The organism is Amycolatopsis plumensis (assembly GCF_042652605.1).
Classification (GTDB): domain Bacteria; phylum Actinomycetota; class Actinomycetes; order Mycobacteriales; family Pseudonocardiaceae; genus Amycolatopsis; species Amycolatopsis plumensis.
Genome location: NZ_JBHSJY010000001.1, coordinates 1,662,577 through 1,677,918, shown reverse-complemented (window position 1 = coordinate 1,677,918; position 15,342 = coordinate 1,662,577). Strand labels below are relative to the sequence as shown.

The following is a 15,342-nucleotide window of genomic DNA, read 5'->3' as shown; positions in this document are numbered from 1 at the left end:
CGGCAAGATCCTTGCCGTGATTGCGGGCAGGATGGGCTCGTGCCGAATCCGTCGTCCCGCCTGCTGGCGCTGCTGGCCCTGATGCAGACCCGCCCGTCGTGGACCGGCGCGGACCTGGCCGAGCGGCTCGGGGTCAGCCCCCGGACCGTGCGCTACGACGTCGGGAAGCTGCGTGAGCTCGGCTATCCCGTCGAAGCGATCCCCGGGGTGGCCGGCGGGTACCGGCTGCGGGCCGGGACGTCCCTGCCGCCGCTGCAGCTCGACGACGACGAGGCCGTGGCCGTCCTCCTCGCGTTGCGGACGGCCACCGAGCTCGGTGAAGCCGCCGGGACCGCCCTGGTGAAGCTCGAGCAGGTGCTGCCGCGGCGGCTGCGGGGGCGGGCCGCGGCGATGCGCCGGTACACGGAGGCCGTGCCGAAACCCGGCGGCGTCGACCCCGACCTGCTGATCTTCCTCGTCGGTGCCTGCCGGGACCACCGCCGCGTCCGGTTCGACTACCAGGAGGCTCGCCGCGAGGTGGAGCCGCACCGCGTCGTCCAGGTGGGGCGGCGGTGGTACCTCGTCGCCTTCGACCCCGCCCGCGACGGCTGGCGGCACTTCCGGCTCGACCGGATGACGGTGAAACGGCCGGAAGGGGCGAGGTTCGTCCCGCGCGAGGCGCCTTCCGCGGCCGACGTGGTCCACGGCATCGACGCCGTCTTCGCCCGCCACCGCGCCGTCGTCCTGGTCGACGCACCGGCCGCGGAGATCGTCGCCAGGGTGCCCTCGGCCGTGCCCGTCGAATGGGTGGACGAGGAACGCTGCCGGGTGCACGCGACGGGCGAGTCGCCCGGGGCACTGGCGCTCAACCTGCTGATGCTGGACGCGGACTTCGTGCTCGAGGAGTCGTCGGCCGAGCTCGATGCCGCGCTCGCCACCCTGCGGCGGCGGCTCGGCTGAGCCGTGGTTTGTACGTCCTCTGTACGCCTCCACCGGATCATCCGGCGCATGTTGAGAACGGGTCTCTTCACCCTGATCGCCGCCCTGTGCGCGGTGCTGCTCCCGGCGACGGCGGACGCGGCACCCGCGCCGGGAGTGCGCGCGAGCTACGCGAACCCCGTGCGGACCGACGGCCACGTCGACGCCGCCGCCACGATCGACCGGCTGCGGGCGATGAACGCCAACACCTACGCCTTCCTCGTCCAGAACGAGACCGACTGGCACGAGCTCGAGGCGTTCCTCCCCGAGGCGCAGACGGCCGGGCTGACCGTGTGGACCTACCTCGTGCCGCCGACCGAGTGCCCCGGCGGGACGAGCTGCGCGGAGTACCTGCCCCACAAGAAGGACTACACCGCCTGGGCAAGGGCCATCGGTGCGCTGTCCCTGCGCTATCCGGTGCTCAAGGCTTGGGCCATCGACGACTTCAACCACAACCTGCCGTTCTTCACGGCGGCCTACACCAAGCAGATCCGCGACGCCGGCCGCGCGGTGCAGCCGGGCCTGGAGTTCTACCCGGTGGTCTATTCGGACGCCGTCACAACTTCGTTCGTGGACACCTACGGCGGAACCATCGACAGCGTGATCGTGCCGTTCCGGGACGACCCGCACCGCAACACGCTGTGGACCGGCAGCCTGAGCACCCAGCTGGACACGCTCATCACCCGGCTGGCCGCGAAGAACCGCAAGCTGATCCTGATGGTGTACGCATCGACCCTGTCGGCCACCACGGTCGCTCCGGACGTCGCTTACGTGCGGGCGGTGACCGCCGTCGGAATGCAGTACACGGCCGCGGGCAAGATCGCCGGGGTCATCCAGTACGCACTGCCGCTCACGCCGGGCCGCCCGCAGAAGTCGGACAAATCGTTCGCGCACACCGGCAACGGCGGCCTCGTCTTCACGGTGCACCCGGACACGGCCACGAAGGCGGGCGACTTCGCCGCGGCGAGCACGACCGTCCGGCTGGACGAAGGCTCGGCTTCGTGCCGGATGGTGCTGTGGCACAGCGACGACCGGGCCGGCAGCAGCCCGGCCGGGTACCACGTCAAGCAGGCCCAGGTCGGCGGAACGCAGGTCTGGCAGCGCGATGTCGCCACCGAGGGCACGGACTGGTACACCTCGGCCCCGATCGACCTGACCCCCCGGCTGACCGGCGGATCGGCGACCTTGACGTTGCGGCTGTACGAGGCGAAGGCCGTGGCCGACTACGAGGTCGTGGCGCGCTTCGACGACGTTTCGCTGACCGGTTGTCACGTGGCCGATCCCGGTTTCGAAGCCACGGGCGGGTGGACGTTCAGCCGCGGCAACGGCGCGGTGAACGTCGGACAGCACGTCTACGACCCGGCGTATTCGACGTCGGTGCTGGCCGCGGTCGGGGCGCTTTACGCGGCCTGACGGCCGTCGAACACGGTGCCGCATCCATCTGAGCGACCTCGCGGTGATCGAGGCGGGTGCGTCCTAGGTCGGGTCGCGGTAGCGGTGCAGGAGGATGTTGAAGTTCCGCAGCTTCTCGACGGCGTCCTCGGAGAGCGGGTCCGGGTGGAAGTGCATCACGCTGTTGCGGATGTGCCGGATCTTCGCCAGGCGGGAGATGAACCGCGCCCGGTCGAGTGGCCAGCCGAGCCGGTCCCAGACGTCCTTGTTCTCCAGGATGCGCTGGTAGTCGCCGAAGGTCAGCTGGTCGAAGCTCTGTACGTCCCGGCCGCACAGGGGCTGAACGGTCGAGAGGTCCAGGGCGCCGCGCAGGATCCAGCGGAGTGTCTGGTCCAGCTCGCCCAGCTGGAAGAACGGGGTGGCCATCTCGCCGTAGCGCCGCGCCACGTCCGCGGTCGTGACGATGCCCTTCACCGCTTTGCTTTCGTCCGTCACCAGCACGAACTCCCGCTGCTGCAGGGTCGGCAGGACGTCGAAGAGGTCGCGGTCGTAGGCGACGACCTCGGCGCGGACGAGCGCGTCGGCGACTCCCGCGCCGGATTTCCGGTGCATCGCCTGGGCGATCGACCGCCACGTCACCGCGCCGCGGACGTTGCGCGGGCCGCTCAGCACGGCGAGCTGGGAGAAGTCGTTGAGGAGCATCTCGGTGATCGCCTCGTGGAGCGAGCCGTTGGGTCCGACGAACGTCACTCCTTCGAGAGGGGTCAGGTTGCCGACCGTCAGGCGGACGTCCAGGTCGCCGCCGCCCTCGTCGTCTTCGGTGGCCGGGAGGACGTCGGGTATCGCCGGCCCCTCGGGCTCGTCCGGCGGTGTCGTCAGGGAGACGACGGTGTCGAGCGTGACCGCGCGGAAGCCGGGCGACGTGACCAGCCCGTGGTTGGCCAGGCCCGCTTCGATCCGGCCGACCTGGTCGCCGCGGTCGGTCACGCCCCAGAGCTTCAGCAGCTCGCGGACCGTGATGCGCTCGGGATCGCCCTGGTCGGCGCGGGTGCGGGCCTGCCGCAAGCGCTCGTGGACGCGTTGGTCCCCGGCCTCCCGGTCGGCGGCCGAGATCGCCCGGTCGAGGAACTCCTGGCGCACCGAATCCAGCAGCCGCTTCTCGGCCACCACCACCCAGGCTCGCCAGCCGTCGACCGCGCGCATCCCGGCGGCCACCATCGCCGCGCGCGAGGGCGACCGGAACTCCTCGCCGTCGGGTTCGAGCCGGATCCGGCCCGTGCCGGTGACCGTCGCGTCGAAGGTCGCGCCGATGCGCTTGCGCTTGAACTCCAGCTTCGCCCCGGCTTTGAGCAGGCCGGCCTCCAGCAGGTCCGGCACCGTGACGCGGCGGCCGTCGATCAGGTGCATCGACCGGCCGTCGCCGGTCACCACTTCCGCAGCCCGGCGAACTTGCGCCGGGCCCCGATGGCCTGCTTGAGCACCCGCCGCTTCAGTTCCGCCCGGCTGAGCCGCTCGACCCGCGTGAGCTGCAGTTCGGTGGCGACGGCGAGCAGGCTCTCCCGGTCGAGGTTGTGTGCGTCCAGGTAAGCCGCGCCTTCCTCTTCGGTTTCGGTTTCGCGCAGGTGGGTGGCGATGGCGGCCGCGTCGACGTCGGGTCTGGCGACGGCCGGCGGCGGACTGGGGACCCGCCGTGGTTCGGCTGGTGCCGGCTCGGCCGCGGGTACGTCGGAGCCGCGGCCGGTGAGCAGCTCGATGAGCTTGGCGCGGGTGAGCTTGCTGTACCCGCGCAAGCGGCGGTTCCTGGCCAGCGTGTGCAGTTCTTTCACCGTCAGGACCGACAGGTCCTCCGGCGCCCGGGGAGGCGGGGCCGCGCCGGCCACCGCCAGCTGGGCCGTTCCGCCGAGGATCGCTTCCAGCGTCGCCTCGTCCTGCTGGGAAAGGAACTCGTACACCCGCGCCTGCAACGCGGCGAACTTCTTCAGGTCGGTCACCGGCGATCACCGGACAGCGAAAGGGCGCCGAGGACCTCGTCGGCGAGTTCGTCGAACTCCCGAACGACTTCGTCGCGGCCGGTCGCGCGCAGCATGGCCGGTACGCCGTTCTCGCCCGCGTCCCCGAAATGGCGCGGGCTGTTGCGAACGTAGCTCTTGAGCACCGGAACCTGGGAGTTCACCAGCACTTCCTGGATGTAGCCCTGCTGGGCGGCTGTCACCTGCTGGGAGTAGATCTGCACCATGGTGAACACCACGCCGAGGAAACCGGGGTCGATCGGCTCGTGTTCCCGGTCGCCGCCCTTGTGGTGGACGAAGTCGTTGAACTGCTGCACCAGGCCGGCGCAGTTGCCGCCCAGGTAGTCCAAGCCCAGGGTGGACAGGTAGTCCGCCTTGGCCGGGACGAGGATCTGCTCGCTCGCGACGATCGCCGTCTTCGTGACCAGGCCGAAGTTCGGGGCGCAGTCGATGAGAACCAGGTCGTAGCCGGCGAAGAAGCTGTCCCGCAGCGCCTGCCGCAGGCAGCCGTGCAGGTCCAGGAACCGCCGTTTCGACCCGTCGAGGGTGGTCGTCCCGCCGAGCAGGGCGGCGAGTTCGAGGTCGATGTCGATCAGGCCGAGGTGGGAGGAGATCAGGTCGAGCCGCCCGCCCGTGCCGTCGAGAACCTTGTTCACCCGTTCCGGCGACACGACGAGCTCGGGCAGCGGGACGTCCCGGCCGGGCATTTCGGCGCCGTACCACTGTCTGATCGTGCGTTTGTCCGCCAGCCGCTCGTGCCAGTCGTCGATGGAGAAGAACGAGAACGTCAGGTTGGTCTGCGGATCGAGATCGAGCAGCAGGACCCGCAGGCCGCGGCTCGCGGCCACCGCGCCGAGGTTCGCCGTCAGCGTCGTCTTTCCCACGCCGCCCTTGTAGTTCATGACCGCCACGACCCGCATGCGCACTCCCGGTGGTCTCGTGCCTGGGGTCCGTTTGTATTACGCGGGCGGGCGGACCGGCGCGGATCGCCGTCAACTGTCCCGGAACTGTCAACGATCTGGCCCGGCGGCCAGGAGCTGTCCTGTAAGTCATCGGAGCCGGGGAACGATGCCAGGTCACGGAGCTGCTTGAGCCGGTTGAAGCAGCGTTCGACCACGTTGCGCCAGTTCACCTGGCGGTGCTCCCGCCACCGCCGCCCACGTCCTAGCGGGGCACCACCGTCATCGGCAGGCTCTCCGGGTACGCGGCGGAGGTGAACTTGACGCGGACCGGCTTGCCCGGCACCGGGACCAGCCGCCAGCGCGCGGCCACCGTGGCCAGCGTGATGACGATTTCGTTCTGGGCGAAGCGGTTGCCGATGCACTGGCGGGTGCCCGCGCCGAACGGCACGAACGCGCCCTTCGGGATCGCGGCCGCCCGTTCCGGGGCCCAGCGGTCCGGGTCGAAGCGGTCCGGGTCGGCGAACGACGTGGGGTCGTGGTGGAGCGCGTGCGGGCTGACGATCACCTCTGCCCCCTCGGGCAGGCGGACGCCGCCGAGGTCGACTTCGGTGAGGGTGCGGCGCATCAGCATCCACAGCGGGTACTGCCGCAGCACCTCGTCGACGACCTGCCGGACGTAGGTCAGCCGGGGCAGGGTGTCCACCGTGACCGGGTCGCCGCCCAGCACCTCGTCGAGTTCGGCGTGCACCCGGGCCTCGACGTCCGGGTGCCTGCCGAGCTCGTGGAACGTCCAGGCCAGCGCCAGCGCCGTCGTCTCGATGCCGGCGGTGAGCAGGGTGAGCACCTCGTCGCGCGCCTGCTCGTCGGTCATGCCGGCCAGCAGCAACGTCGAAAGCAGGTCGCCGCGGTCGGTGCCCTCGCGCCGCCAGTCGCGGATCACCTCCATGACGATTCCCTGCATCCGGGCGATCGCCTCGTCGAAGCGCCGGTTGCCGGGCACCGGGAGCTTTTCGACGAACTTGGGCGACAACGCGCGAATCATCCCCTGCTGGATGATCACGTAAATCGACCGGCGGGCCTCGGCGATCGCCGCTTTTCCCAGCTCGGTGGAAAACAGCGCTTCGCCGACGATCGTCACCGCGAGGCTTTGCATGTCGTCGTCGATCGGGCGCACCTCGCCGGCCCGCCACGAGCCGCTCAGGTCCGCCGCCGCGCGCCGCATGATCTCCGCGTACGCGGCCAGGCGGTCGCGGTGGAACGCCGGTTGCATCAGCCGGCGCTGCCGCAGGTGGAAGTCACCGTTCGAAAGCACCAAGCCATTTCCGACGAACGGCCGAAACTTGTCGAACATCGCGCCCTTGCGGAACTTCGGCCCCTCGTTGACCAGCACTTCGTGCGCCAATCGCGGACTCGCGACGAAGTAGACGGGTGCCGGGCCGAGATAAAGTTTGACGATCTCGCCGTGTCCGGGCAATGTGTCGGTGAATGCGAAGCGTTGCCGCAGGAGTGCCGGAGTGTGCCCGAGAAATGGCCACCGGCCCGGGGCGACCGGGACGCTCATGCGTACTCCTCGTTGCGCCGTCGTGGTTACGCTATTGTGCGGATTTCGCAAGGAGACGGCTCACGGTAAGCCTGCCCGGTCGAACCGGACAGTGCCCGATCGGGTGGTGTGGGCTCACGCGGATGGCCCAGTAGCCGAACCGCGGGGAATCGCTAAGCTCTTTCCGGTCCGATCAGACTGAGAAGGTGTTCTCCGTGACACGATCACCGGAATGGTATCCACCGGGTGTCGATATCTCCCTACCGGGCACCGTACGGGCGCACGGCTTCTGCGTCGCGGTTTCCGCGCTTTCCGCCGGAATCGGCCGCGAGAACTGATGCGGACGTCTCCCATGCCGATGATCGAACCCCAGCCGGACCAGCCCGCCGCACCCGGCGCCGACCGCGGGCGGACCCGGCTCGCCCGGAAATGGGCGTACCTGCTCAGCGGCGTGACCGTCGTGTCGCTGAGCCGGGAGGAGCTCGACGTCGAGCTCCTCGGCCTGCTGGGCACGCTTTGCGACGCCCTGCGCAGCGGGTCCCCGGACCCGGCGCCCGCCGAGCGGATCGGGGCGCGGCTGGTCGCGCTCGGCTACGTCGGCGAGCCCGGGCTGCGGTGCACGCTCGACGTGCTCGGGAAGGGCCTGCCCGCGCTGCCCGAGCTCCAGGCGGTGGACGGCGCCGCCGACCGGATCGTGGCGGCGCTGGGCGCGCTGTCGTGCGGCTTCCTGCTCGCGCACGAGCGCAGCGTCCTCGACCAGCAGGAGATCATGCACCTGTCGCTGCTCAAAGCGGTGCGGGACGCCCAGTGGAACCTCCGGCAGAGCGAAGCCCGTTTCGAAGAGGTGGTGACGTCGTCGGCGAGCGGCATCGCCGTCGTCGCGCTCGACGGCCGGATCGTGCGGGCGAACGCCGCGCTGGCCGAGATGCTGGGGCACCCGGCGGGCGAGCTGGCCGGCTCGGTGCTGTACGACGTCGTCCACCCCGAGTCCGTCGAGGTCCTCCGCGACGCGATGACGGGCCTGCTGGACGGCGGCAAGGAGCGGATCCGGCAGTCGGAGCGGCTGCTGCGCCGAGACGGCGATGTCGTCCGCATCTCGCTCACCGCCTCGCTGCTGCGCGACGCCGAAGACCGGCCCTCCCACTTCGTCGTCGTGATCGAGGACGGCACCGAGCTGATGCTGCTGCAGGGGGAGCTGAGCCGCCAGGCGCTGCACGACGTTCTCACCGGCCTGCCGAACCGCCAGTACTTCGGCACCCACCTCGAGACGGCGCTGCGGCGCGCGGACCCGGCGTACGGTGTCACCCTGTTCCACGTCGACCTCGACGCCTTCGGGATGGTCTGCAACAGCCTCGGCCGCCGGGTCGGCGAGCAGCTGCTGGTGCACTTCGCGCAGCGGCTCAAGGCGGTGATGGCCCGCGAGAACGCCATGATCGCGCGGTTCCACAGCGACGAGTTCGGCATCCTGGTCGAGAACACGGAATCCACGCCCGACATCGACACCATCGTGCGCGCGATCAACGACGAGCTCGCCGAGCCGTTCTTCGTCGACGGCCACGGGCTCGCGCTGTCGGCCAGCGCCGGCGTGGTGCACCGGCCGGCGAAGGGCATCGATCCGCTCGAGCTGCTGCGCCAGGCGGACCAGACGCTGCGGCGCGCCAAGGAGCGGCGGCGCGGCCAGTGGAAGATGTTCGACCGCGAGGCCGACGCCCACGACCGGCGGACGCAGGCGGTGGCCGTCGGCATGGCCGGCGCCTGGGAACACGGCGAGATCGGCGTGCGGTACCGGCCGATGGCGCGGCTGGCGGACGGCGAAGCCGCCGGCGTCGAAGCCCGCCTGCACTGGGACCGGCCGGACGACACGGCCCTTTCGCACGAGTGTTGCGTGGAGCTCGCCGAGTCGACCGGGCTCATCCTGCCGCTCGGCGACTGGCTGGTGCGCGCGGCCGGCCGCCAGGGCGAATGGTGGCGGCAGCGCGCGGGCTTCGGCCTCCCGATGCTCGCCGGGCTGACCGGGCACCAGGTGTCGGACGACGCGCTCGGCACCCGCGTGACGCGGCTGCTGCGGGACACCGGCCTGCCGCCCGGGCAGCTGATGCTCGGCGTTCCGGCCGGGGCGCTCCCGGTGACCGGCGTCATCGAGAACGTCACCGCGCTGGCCGACCTCGGCGTGCGCGTCATGCTCGACGAGTTCGGGCTGGGGCCCGACGACCTGCGGGCGATCGAGGACCTGCCGGTCGACATCGTGCGTGTCGACCAGCGGCTCGTGGAGTGGCAGGCGTGGTCGGACTCGACGTTCCTCAGCGCCCTGGTGCCGCTGGTCCGGCAGGTCGGCGCGACGCTCGTCGTCGACGGGGTCCACACCGAGGACCAGGCGAAGTGGTGGCGCGCGGCCGGTGCGGAGCTGGCGACCGGCGACTACTTCGGCGTGGCCAGGCCGCCGGCCGAGCTGGCCGGGCAGTTCGCCGGCACCTGAGGCTGCCACCGCGTCAGGCCGACGGCGACCAGCACGACCGCCATGCCGCCGACCACCCGCGGGGTCAGCGGTTCGCCGAGGAACAGCGCCCCGAGCGCGACCGACACCACGGGCAGCAGGTAGCCGACCGTCGCCGCGGCGGTCGGGCCTTCGTCCGCGATGAGCCGGTAGTTGAGGTAGAAGGTGATCCCGGTCCCGAAGACGCCCAGGATCGTCACGGCGACGACGGCGGTGAGCGTCAGGTGCGGTGCCGTGGACGAGACCGGCAGCGCGAGCGCGGTCAGCGCGGTGGCGGTCATCAGCTGCGCGGCCGAGAGGGCGAGCGGAGCGCCGTCCGGCGGCAGTTTCCGGGCCATGTAAGCGAACGCGACCGCGTAGCTGAGGCCGGCGCCGAGCAGGGCCAGCGCGCCGGTGCTCAGCAGTCCCGACTGGTGCCACGGCGCGAAGATCACCACGATGCCGGCGAAGCCGAGGCCCAGCCCGAGCAGCCGCGCGGGGTTGAGCCGCCGTTCCGTCCCGAGCGCGACGCCGATCAGGAGCGACCACAGCGGGGTGGTGGCGTTCATGACACCGGCGACGCCGGAGTCGACGGTCCGTTCCCCGATGCCGAACAGCGCGAAGGGCAAGGCGTTGCAGAAGAACGCGGCGACGATCAGGCGCGCCCAGGTCCGGCCGTCCCGCGGCAGCCGCTGCCGGGCCGCGAACGCCATGGCCAGCAGCGTCAGCGCCCCGAGGGCGCAGCGGACGAGGGTGAGGTGGACGGGGCTCAGCCCGGTCAGCGCCAGCTTGATCCAGAGGAAGCCCGAGCCCCACAGCAGGGCCAAGACCGCTATGCGCACCGAGGCGCCCCGTCCACCGTTCATGAGAGCAACGGTGCCGAAGAAGATTCGTCAGGACAAGTGAAGAGTTCTGGACGGATCTTTAAGGCTTTCTACAGCTTGACCGCGCCACAGCCGGTCGCCGAACAAGGTGAGCGCGGCGGGCAGGAGCACACCGCGGACGATCGTCGCGTCGAGCAGGATCGCGAACGCCATGCCGAGGCCGAGCATCTTGTACTCGATCGCGGCCAGGCTGAGGAAGACGCTGAACACCCCGGTCATGATCAGCGCGGCGCTCGTCACCACCCCGGAACTGCTCGCCGTGCCCTCGACGATCGCCTGCCGCGCCGGGGCGCCGGAGAGCCGCCGCTCGCGGATCCGGCTGAGGATGAACACGTGGTAGTCGGTGCTGAGCCCGAACAGCAGCACGAAGAGGAACATCGGCAGCCAGCCGAGCACCCCGCCGTAGGGCGTGAAACCGAGCAGTGGCGCGAGAAAGCCGTCCTGGAACACGAGGGTGAGCACGCCGTAGGCCGCGCCGGCCGACAGCAGGTTGAGCACGATCGACACGACCGGCACCGCCACCGACCGGAAGACCACGAGCAGCAGCACGAACGCGAGCAGCAGGATGAACCCGAAGACGTACGGTGCCCGGTCGAGCACCTGCGTGGTGAAGTCGTGCGCTTCGGCGGTCCGGCCCGCGACCGCGTAGCCGATCCCGTCGATCCGCCCGACCGTTTGCGGCAGCAGGGTTTCCCGCAACGTCGTGAGCGTGCGGCTCGCCGCTTCGTCGTTGCCGGTGCCGCCGAGTGGGACCCGGACGACGAGCGCCTGGTCCACCGGGACGACCACGGCCGGTCGCGGCACTTCCGCGGTCAGTTCGTCGATCGCCCGGCGCAGCGCGGGCGTGTCGACCGGGCCGCCGCGGGTGTTCCAGAGGACGACGTGCGCCGGCATCGTGACGCCGGGAAACGCGTCCTGGACGCGCACGGCCGCGTCGATCACCGGGATGCTGCGCGGCAGGCTCTCGGTCGGCGCCGGGTCCTGCAGCCGCATGCCCAGCGCGGGCAAGGTGAGCAGCACGAGCAGGGCGGTGGCGAGCCCGCTCCAGACGGCGGGCCGCCGGGTGACGACGTCGGTCACGGCGGCCCAGAACCGGGAGCGCGTCTTCCGACGCCCCGGCCACGGGATCCGGCCGCGGTCGATGCGGGCACCGAGCAGGGAAAGCGTCGCGGGCAGGACGGTCACCGCGGCCAGCACGGCCAGGCCGACGACGAGGATCGTGCCGACGGTCAGGCCCTGGAGGTTGTCGAGGCCGGTGAACAGCAGGCCGGTCACGCACAGCACGACGGTCAGCCCCGACACGACGATCACGTGCCCCGACGTCCGCGCCGCGACGCGGATCGACTCGTCGACGCCGTGTTCGCGTTCCTCCCGGACCCGGCGCAGGAAGAACAGCGAGTAGTCGACGCCGACGGCCATCCCGATCAGCAAGGTGATCGCCGAAGTCGCGCTGTTGACCGGGATCCAGTTGTCCACAGCGGACAGAAAGCCGAACGTCGCGAGCACCGTGGTCCCCGCCAGCAGCACCGGGACCGCCGCCGCGACCAGCGAGCCGAACACGACGAGCAGGATCAGCACGGTGATCGGCAGTGAGCGGGCCTCCGACCGCCCGATGTCCTCCTTGATGCTCTTGTCGACCGCGCCGGACACGCTGAGGTCGCCGGCCTGGGCCAGCCGGACGTCCGCGTGCCGGGCGGCGACGCTGTCCACGACCGCGGTCGCCGTCGCCAGGTTGGCCCGGATTTCGGTGCCCCTGCCGGTGATCCGGAAGGTGACCAGTTCCGACCGGCCGTCGGCGGAGACCTCGGAGCGGAGGTCCGCGGCCGCGCCCGACGTCGTCAACGCGGTCACGAGGTCGGCCTCGGCCGCGGGGGACCGGGGCTGGACGAGGACGTTTTCGAAGAAGGGTTCGCGGGTGGGCTGGCGGTCGAGGACGGCTTGGCCGGTGCCGGCGTCGCCGGCGGGGCTCGACCGCGCGTCGGTGCCGGGGACGAACGTGCCGACGGCCCACGCCAGCGCGACGAGCGCCAGCCAGCCGAGGATCGCGGCGGCGCGGTGCCGCAGCGACCAGTGCGTGACGGTTTCGACCACCGGTCTCCGCCGGTGAGCCGGGGTGCCTGCAGGCAGCATGAACTAAGGTCCTTGCCTTGAAGGAGTGATCCGATGAGAGCTCGCCCTCGGGCGAGTGGGTGCTTCTTCTTCCTGGGTCGCCGAGTTGCCGCTCGGCGGCCCAGGGCCTCAGGTCAATCGGCTCAGTCGACCTCCTTGAGCACGCGTTCGATGGACCGCAGCCGGTCCTGGACGTCCCGCAGCTGCCGCTCGGTCTCTTCCTGCGTCCGGACGGCTTTCTCGGCCAGCGAGCGGTATTCGTGTTCGCGCGCCAGCTTCGCCTTGGCGCGCCAGGTCGAGGCCAGCTGCACGATCGCGATCGAGAACAGGGCGAAAACCCCGGTCACGCCGATGATTTCCTGCCACTGGTGCCAGTTCATGTCCGTCCCTCCTCGCCGTCCCCCTGGACGGATTCCGGTGTGGTGAGCGTCGGCACGGCGGCCGCGATCGCCTCCGGCGTCAGCACGGCGGAGAACGGCGTGACCTGGTAGACCCGCAGCGTCTTGCCGTCTTCGCCGACCTCGGAGCTGGCGGTGACCAGGCCCGCGGCTTCGAGCTTGCGCAGGTGGACCTGCAGCAGCGCGCGGCTGATCCGCAGGTCGCGGGCCAGCTTGCTGACGTAGGTGCGTTCGGCGTGCAGGGCCGCGATGATCCGCAGCCGGTGTGGGTTGCCGAGGGCGCCCAGCTGCCGCAGGAGCTCGTCGCCGGTCGACCACATGCAAACAAAAGTTAGCAGGTGATGCCGCGCGGCGCCATGGGGGTGATCCCGGAGGTCATCTCGGGGGTTGCCGCCGCACGTGCGGCGGGCGCGATTCGACGGGGCCCGCCTTGGGGGCGCCCCCCGTCTTCCACGCTACCGGCAGGCACCGACAATTCCGGGCGGTCCGAGCGCGCACGGCGGACCTTGTCCACAGCCAACCGAGCCCGAACGGGTGAGCGTCGCCGGCGAACAACGGTCACCGGGTGGCTCAGCGCAGGGCTTTGCGGCGCCGCGTCAGGGTGGCCGGGTCGAGGTTGGCCTTGGTGCCGGCGTCGTGGCCGTCGAGGTAGCCGCTGCCGGACAACCGCCGGGGCGAGGCGGCGCGCAGGTCGCCGTACTCGGTGTCGAACGCGTGCTGGACCAGCTGCGCGCGGTCGCGGACCACCAGTTCCGCCGACCGCTCGCCCGGCACCGCCGTGCGGACGGCTTCCTGCTCGGCGCGGGAAAGCCGTTCGTGGACCGCGCGGGCGAAGCCGTGCAGCCAGGTGCGCCGGTACGCGGCCAGGGATTCGCCGGGGAAGAACCCGCCCGGCCGGACCCGGTTCAGCTGCGTGCTCGCCTGCAGCAGCAGGCTGGTGAACAGCAGTTCCACCCGGCCGAGGTCGGACCGGAACCCGAACACCGTGACGCTCTCGACCTTCTGGCCGAGGCGGTGCAGCAGGGTCCGGCACCGCAGCGGGTACGCGACCGACGTCAGCAGGCTCGCCTTGTCGCGGCTGTACGGGTCGTCCATCGGGATCTTCAGGGTGCCGATCTCGTCGGTGCCCGCACCGGACGCGGCGAGCATCGCCTGGTCGATGCCGTACCGCGCGACGAGTTCGGCGGCCTTCTGGTTGTACGCCTCGGCTTCCGCCTCGGTGACCGCCGGGTCTTCGGCCTTGGCCAGCAGCTTGCGGATGCGCTCGAGCTGCGGGTCTGACTCGGTCATGCCCAGAGGGTATTCGATCAGGTGTTCGGGCTCGGGGATCGGGTCGGCGTGTCGAGGTACGCGTCGAGCGTGACGGCCAGCGCCGCTTCGGGTGACGGCGCGAAACTCGCCCCGGCCAGGCCGCCCCACAGCCACAGCTGGGCGAGGCCGTGCAGGGCGGCCCACAGCGACGCGGCGACCAGCCGCAGGTCGGCGCCGGACCGCGCGACCCGCGTCGGCACCGCCGCCACCAGCACGGCGAAGGTGTCGAACACCGCGCTCGCCGCGGCCGAGAGGGCCGGGTCGTCCGGGTCGACCAGATCGCGGCGGAACATCAGCTCGAACATCGCCGGGTTGGTCAGCGCGAAATCGAGGTAGCTGTGGCAGGCCGCGGTGAGCCGCTCCCGCGGGGAGGTTTCCGGCAGCGTCTCCCGGCGGGCGAGCAGGTCTTCGTACCCGCGGGTCGCGACGGCGGACAGCAGCTCGGCGCGGCCCGAGAAGTGCCGCAAGGGCGCGCCGTGCGAAACCCCGGCCGCCTTGGCGATCCCGCGCAGGGTGACCGCGCCGACGCCTTCGTCCGCGAGCAGCTCCGACGCCGTCGCGATCAGGCGTTGCCGGGTGCCCACGCCTCGTCCAAGGTCATCGGGAGCAGGTCCGGGCGCTTCGGGAAGAAGCCGTCACCGGGCTGGCGTCCGATCAGCCGGTTGCGTGTGCGCGTCACCGCGACCGGCAGGACCTCCCGGAGCAGCCACTGCAGGTCGGCGCGCCGGCTGCCGGGGGCGGCGGTGCCGGGCAGCGGCGCGAGCCAGGCCGGGTCGTGGCCGACGCCGAGCCGGGCGAGGACGTAGGCGGCGAGCCGGCGGTGGCCGTGGGCGGACAGGTGCAGCCGGTCGGCGCCGAAGTAGCGCGAATCGGTGACGGCCTGGTCCGGCCACAGGTCGATCAGCCGGGCCCCGTAGCTGACGGCCGCTTCGCGGATGGCCTCGTTCAGCGCGATGATCCGCGGCCGCATCCGGCTGCCCAGCGGCATCCGGCGGGAGACGTCGCTGAGCGTGAACGTGACGACGACGGGCGAGATTTCGGTGCAGGCCCGGATGGCGGCGTCGACGCGGCGGGCGACCGTGCGCGCGTCCCAGCCGCGGCTCATGACGTCGTTGCCGCCGCCGAAGAGCGCGACCAGGTCGGGTTCGAGGCGGGCCGCGGCCGGGACCTGCTCGGGCACGATCTGGTCGAGCCGGCGCCCGCGGACGGCGAGGTTGGCGTACCGGAAGCCGGGCTCGTCCTCCGCCAGGCGCGCGGCGACGAAGTCGGCCCAGCCGCGGTAGCAGCGCTGATCGGGGTACGGGTCGTCGAGGCCTTCGGCGCAGCTGTCGCCGACGACGACGAAACGGTGGTAGCTCATCCCGATC

General features: G+C 71.4%; 14 protein-coding genes. 3 read left to right on the top strand and 11 right to left on the bottom strand.

Translation table 11 applies throughout. From position 1 onward, the window contains the following. Positions 1-39: 39 nt before the first annotated feature. Together ACFPLC_RS07605 and ACFPLC_RS07600 are read left to right on the top strand one after the other, a co-directional pair. Positions 40-939, top strand: a complete 900-nt coding sequence (locus ACFPLC_RS07605) for a helix-turn-helix transcriptional regulator (RefSeq protein ID WP_378195705.1) — start codon at positions 40-42, stop codon at positions 937-939. A gap of 48 nt (positions 940-987) precedes the next feature. After that, on the top strand, positions 988-2,370 hold the full coding sequence (locus ACFPLC_RS07600; RefSeq protein ID WP_378195702.1) for a hypothetical protein: 1,383 nt from the start codon (positions 988-990) through the stop codon (positions 2,368-2,370). 63 nt (positions 2,371-2,433) lie between these two features. Here the strand turns inward: ACFPLC_RS07600 and ACFPLC_RS07595 are convergent, their stop codons facing one another. The 4 genes from ACFPLC_RS07595 to ACFPLC_RS07580 all read right to left on the bottom strand — a co-directional run bounded on the left by ACFPLC_RS07595 (position 2,434) and on the right by ACFPLC_RS07580 (position 6,821). Continuing rightward, positions 2,434-3,780 (bottom strand): restriction system modified-DNA reader domain-containing protein, encoded by a 1,347-nt coding sequence (locus ACFPLC_RS07595; RefSeq protein WP_378195700.1) that lies wholly within the window; start codon positions 3,778-3,780, stop codon positions 2,434-2,436. Then, the gene (locus ACFPLC_RS07590; protein WP_378195697.1) at positions 3,774-4,340 is read right to left on the bottom strand and encodes a hypothetical protein; all 567 of its coding nucleotides are present in this window, start codon (positions 4,338-4,340) and stop codon (positions 3,774-3,776) included. Before ACFPLC_RS07590 ends, ACFPLC_RS07595 begins: the two co-directional genes overlap by 7 nt. Next, positions 4,337-5,278 (bottom strand): ParA family protein, encoded by a 942-nt coding sequence (locus tag ACFPLC_RS07585; protein WP_378195694.1) that lies wholly within the window; start codon positions 5,276-5,278, stop codon positions 4,337-4,339. The genes ACFPLC_RS07590 and ACFPLC_RS07585 overlap by 4 nt, the downstream gene beginning before the upstream one ends. A 244-nt stretch (positions 5,279-5,522) precedes the next feature. Further along, positions 5,523-6,821: a cytochrome P450 gene (locus ACFPLC_RS07580; protein WP_378195691.1), complete on the bottom strand. Its 1,299-nt coding sequence runs from the start codon at positions 6,819-6,821 to the stop codon at positions 5,523-5,525. Positions 6,822-7,137: 316 nt separating this feature from the next. On the opposite strand from ACFPLC_RS07580, the gene ACFPLC_RS07575 reads away from it, so the two are divergent. Then, on the top strand, positions 7,138-9,276 hold the full coding sequence (locus tag ACFPLC_RS07575) for a putative bifunctional diguanylate cyclase/phosphodiesterase (protein ID WP_378235738.1): 2,139 nt from the start codon (positions 7,138-7,140) through the stop codon (positions 9,274-9,276). On the opposite strand, the gene ACFPLC_RS07570 is transcribed toward ACFPLC_RS07575, so the two are convergent. From ACFPLC_RS07570 to ACFPLC_RS07540, 7 genes are all read right to left on the bottom strand, one after another. After that, positions 9,219-10,139, bottom strand: coding sequence for a DMT family transporter (locus tag ACFPLC_RS07570; RefSeq protein ID WP_378195685.1), 921 nt, complete (start codon positions 10,137-10,139; stop codon positions 9,219-9,221). The two genes, ACFPLC_RS07575 and ACFPLC_RS07570, sit on opposite strands and share 58 nt — an antisense overlap. 27 nt (positions 10,140-10,166) lie before the next feature. Continuing rightward, a complete protein-coding gene (locus tag ACFPLC_RS07565; protein WP_378235737.1) occupies positions 10,167-12,287 on the bottom strand; it encodes an MMPL family transporter in 2,121 nt (706 codons plus the stop codon). A 122-nt stretch (positions 12,288-12,409) separates the two neighbouring features. Next, the gene (locus ACFPLC_RS07560) at positions 12,410-12,646 is read right to left on the bottom strand and encodes a hypothetical protein (protein WP_378195680.1); all 237 of its coding nucleotides are present in this window, start codon (positions 12,644-12,646) and stop codon (positions 12,410-12,412) included. Beyond that, complete coding sequence (locus tag ACFPLC_RS07555) at positions 12,643-12,984, bottom strand: ArsR/SmtB family transcription factor (protein WP_378195676.1); 342 nt, start codon at positions 12,982-12,984, stop codon at positions 12,643-12,645. The genes ACFPLC_RS07560 and ACFPLC_RS07555 overlap by 4 nt, the downstream gene beginning before the upstream one ends. A 250-nt stretch (positions 12,985-13,234) precedes the next feature. Further along, positions 13,235-13,954: a DUF2786 domain-containing protein gene (locus ACFPLC_RS07550; RefSeq protein ID WP_378195673.1), complete on the bottom strand. Its 720-nt coding sequence runs from the start codon at positions 13,952-13,954 to the stop codon at positions 13,235-13,237. Positions 13,955-13,971: 17 nt separating this feature from the next. Continuing rightward, the gene (locus ACFPLC_RS07545) at positions 13,972-14,559 is read right to left on the bottom strand and encodes a TetR/AcrR family transcriptional regulator (protein WP_378195670.1); all 588 of its coding nucleotides are present in this window, start codon (positions 14,557-14,559) and stop codon (positions 13,972-13,974) included. Further along, entirely contained in the window at positions 14,538-15,335 is a 798-nt protein-coding gene (locus tag ACFPLC_RS07540) for an SGNH/GDSL hydrolase family protein (RefSeq protein WP_378195667.1), read from the bottom strand. The genes ACFPLC_RS07545 and ACFPLC_RS07540 overlap by 22 nt, the downstream gene beginning before the upstream one ends. Positions 15,336-15,342: the final 7 nt, after the last annotated feature.